The organism is Bradyrhizobium sp. 142, assembly GCF_023074015.1.
Lineage (GTDB): Bacteria > Pseudomonadota > Alphaproteobacteria > Rhizobiales > Xanthobacteraceae > Bradyrhizobium.
This window is the reverse complement of record NZ_JADPKQ010000255.1, coordinates 1-2,941: the sequence shown is the minus strand read 5'-3', so window position 1 is coordinate 2,941 and position 2,941 is coordinate 1. Positions and strand designations below refer to the sequence as shown.

The following is a 2,941-nucleotide window of genomic DNA, read 5'->3' as shown; positions in this document are numbered from 1 at the left end:
GCGCGCCGTTCGCAGTGCAACCGCCTCGCCGAGAAGACTGTCGATCTCGACCGGCAGGTGTGGGCCGTGCTGCTCGAGCGCACCCACCGGGACGATGACAATCGCATCCTCCTTCGCGCGTTCACGCAACTGATCAGCCCGCAACCGCCGCCATTCGATTTCCATCTCATGCCCTCCTGTGAATGTCCTGCCTTTGGTAGATCATCACATCGTGTAGTCCCAATTCGATAAGGGCGGCGTTATACCTCAGTCCCTCTCGAGCCACGTGACGCTATATCCCACATTAAGAGGTCCCTTGGGCCGAAATTCCCTGATGTAGCGCCGCCCAATGCTCAAAAGCTGCACCCGACACCTTTGACTTGCCGTTTCCGCGCGATCTCAATTGGTCGAGCACCGAGTCCACGCAGTTGCGACGGCGTGCTTGCGGCCCGCGTAAGCGGCATCGGCGAACACATGCCGCAGCCAAGGATGTCGCGCGCGATCGAGCCAATAGAATCGCAGCGTGTCGCAGTCCTGGATGCGGCTTCGTCCACGACTGCCCCGATCGGCAACCCGGTGGCGTCTGTGTGGCGCTTGCGCGCCTTCACTTGAAGACAGAGCTCGCCGCCAAGCTGCGTCGCGCCGCTTGCGTCGTGGATGTCGACTGCCGCGCTATCCGTGGTCTCGACCGCCCGCCCTTTCTAAGACACAACGCCGGCGACTGGATCCGGGCAAGAAATAATCTCTTTATCACCGGGCCCTGCGGCGTCGGCAAAAGTTGGTTTGCTTGCGGCCTCGGCCACAAGGCTTGCGGGGATGACTTCGCGTAGTCTACCATCGCGTGGCACGCTTTTTCGCCGCTCTCGCGCTTGGCCAAAGGAACCATCGCGCCAAGCTCCACAGCAAAAATCAGATCGAGCGTCTCAACGGCGCGATCAAGCGGCGCACCGAGGTCGTCGGAATCTTCCCAAATGATGATGCTATCATCCGTCTTGTAGGCGCGAGCCTGCTTGAACAGAACGATGAATCGGCCGTGCAGTGGGCGCGATGCATGAGGACGTAAACAGTCTGCGTAATCCGATGCAAGCTGGCCAGTGATTTCGTCGGCACCGATTCCGACGGAAGTCGGCCCCCCGCCGATTCCGACGGAAGTCGGCCACTCCGATCGAAGCCGGCCACCCTGTTGAGACCGGCCTGACGCTCTCGAAGGCGGCGATCGAACCGCGGATCAGCCCTCCTTTGCGGACAAGCAAGGGGAGGTCTGATGCGCCATCGTCAGAGCTCGATCACTGCGCGGATGTCGTCGCCAGCGGCGAGTCGCGCGAGGCCGGTGTTGACATCGGCAAGCGTAATGGATGACGTGACATACTCGTCGAGTTTGAGCGAGCCATCGAGATATGCGTTCGCGAGCCTAGGGAAGTCATTCCACGGATCGGCACCCCCGTAGCTTGACCGTATGATGTGCTTTTCACCCATGAGTGTGCCCCAGCGGAACGCAATCTCTTCACTCCCCTGTAGCTTGCCGAGCCACACGACCTGGCCACCAGGCCGTACCATCTCGACGCTCGCGCGAAAGGCCGTGCGATTGCCTGCAGCTTCGATTACGCAATCGCTACCCCGCCCATGAGTGAGTTTAGAGTGGCACGCACTAAGAGAGTCATCGGCGAGCAAAGTATGCGTGGCACCGACGATCGCTGCGATATTGAGCTTGTCGCGCCGCCGGTCAACCGCAATCACGCGCGATGCGCCCGCGAGGCGCGCACCCTGCACAGCTGATAAGCCGACTGCGCCGCAACCTATTACAGTGACCGTTGCGCCATCTTCTACCCGAGCGATATGGATCGCCGCTCCGAATCCGGTCATTACGCCACACCCGATTAGGCAGGCGCGATTAAACGGAATTTCGCGCGGCACTTTGACCGCGCAGCGCTGATCCACGACGCATAGTTCGGCGAAACTGCCTGAATACATCAGTTGATGCACAGGTTCCCCGCCATCGCGCATTATACGCGGACGTCCGTCAAAGTGATACGAGTGCGCAGTATGTGCTCGATATGGCTCGCACAGGATCGCTGACGACGCTCGCAATAGAAGCACTTGCCGCAATGCGGATTCCAAGACGTTACGACGTGATCACCGATCTGCACCAGCGTGACAGATTTGCCAATCCACTCGACAACACCAGCCGCCTCATGACCTGGCACGAAGGGGAGCGGTATTCCCAAATTGTCCTGTGTCGCCTCGAGGTCGGTGTGGCAGAGACTCGTGGCGCACACGCGGATAAGCACATCAGTATCGGAAAGTTCAGTGAGGGCAAGTGTTTCGATCTCAAGTGGCTTTCGAGATTCCGACTGAACGGCAGCTTTGAACTTCAAAGGATTTCCTTCATGGTACAAATACCAACTCCAGGCCACCAACGATCGTAATCATAAGAAATCACGCTAATTTAGTCGTTGTAGCGATTGCGCAGAGCAACTTACGTTGCTGTGGCAGTCGTGAAGAATATGCCGGGGTATGGGTGCTAAAAAACGCAAATCGATGCCATTTTCGACGATATTCTGCAATTTCAGGACGTCTTTATCCGCTTTGAACGCCGCACCGATCTGGACGAGATGGTTCTCAAAGCAGAGGGGAACAGAGCTGGTCCCGCTTGTCTGAACAGACTTTCCGCGTCGATAAGTGGAGCCTCTGCCGAGATTAGGCCGCCACGCGGAGCGGCGGAAGGTTGAAGTAGGCTTGATCCGGGGTCATGTCGTCAAGGCTCGAATGGGGCCTTCGTGCGTTGTACAACAAGGTTTGAGAACGCCCACAGGACCGTTCTTCGCGAGATTCTTTATCGATATCATCCTTGGTTTGGTCGCCAAGTTTACGTTCACGGAACGGTCGACAAGGCTGATGAAGTCGCTTTCCGCTGCTCGCTGGATGGATCGCAAACAGATCGTTGGCTGGAGGTTCCAGCCTG

Annotated in this window: 3 protein-coding genes and 3 pseudogenes; 2 read left to right on the top strand and 4 right to left on the bottom strand. The window is 58.1% G+C overall.

The window, feature by feature from the left end:
• A partial coding sequence (locus tag IVA82_RS23270) for a creatininase family protein (protein ID WP_247493571.1) occupies nt 1–165 on the bottom strand: 165 nt, incomplete at its 3' end.
• Nucleotides 166–605: 440 nt separating this feature from the next.
• Here IVA82_RS23270 and IVA82_RS23265 point away from each other — a divergent pair.
• Together IVA82_RS23265 and IVA82_RS23260 are read left to right on the top strand one after the other, a co-directional pair.
• A pseudogene (locus IVA82_RS23265) lies at nt 606–868 on the top strand (ATP-binding protein); the annotation flags it as partial.
• A pseudogene (locus IVA82_RS23260) lies at nt 863–1,042 on the top strand (transposase); the annotation flags it as partial. The pseudogenes IVA82_RS23265 and IVA82_RS23260, both read left to right, overlap by 6 nt.
• A gap of 212 nt (nt 1,043–1,254) precedes the next feature.
• On the opposite strand, the gene IVA82_RS23255 reads toward IVA82_RS23260, so the two are convergent.
• The 3 genes and pseudogenes from IVA82_RS23255 to IVA82_RS23245 all read right to left on the bottom strand — a co-directional run.
• Entirely contained in the window at nt 1,255–1,950 is a 696-nt protein-coding gene (locus IVA82_RS23255; RefSeq protein WP_247493570.1) for a zinc-binding dehydrogenase, read from the bottom strand.
• 32 nt (nt 1,951–1,982) lie between these two features.
• Entirely contained in the window at nt 1,983–2,354 is a 372-nt protein-coding gene (locus IVA82_RS23250) for an alcohol dehydrogenase catalytic domain-containing protein (protein WP_247493569.1), read from the bottom strand.
• A gap of 322 nt (nt 2,355–2,676) precedes the next feature.
• Nucleotides 2,677–2,941, bottom strand: a pseudogene (locus tag IVA82_RS23245) (hypothetical protein); the annotation flags it as partial.

What these genes read in the sequence shown, in the direction of transcription:
- IVA82_RS23255 (WP_247493570.1), bottom strand. Translation starts at nt 1,950, where the DNA reads ATGTATTCAGGCAGTTTCGCCGAACTATGCGTCGTGGATCAGCGCTGC.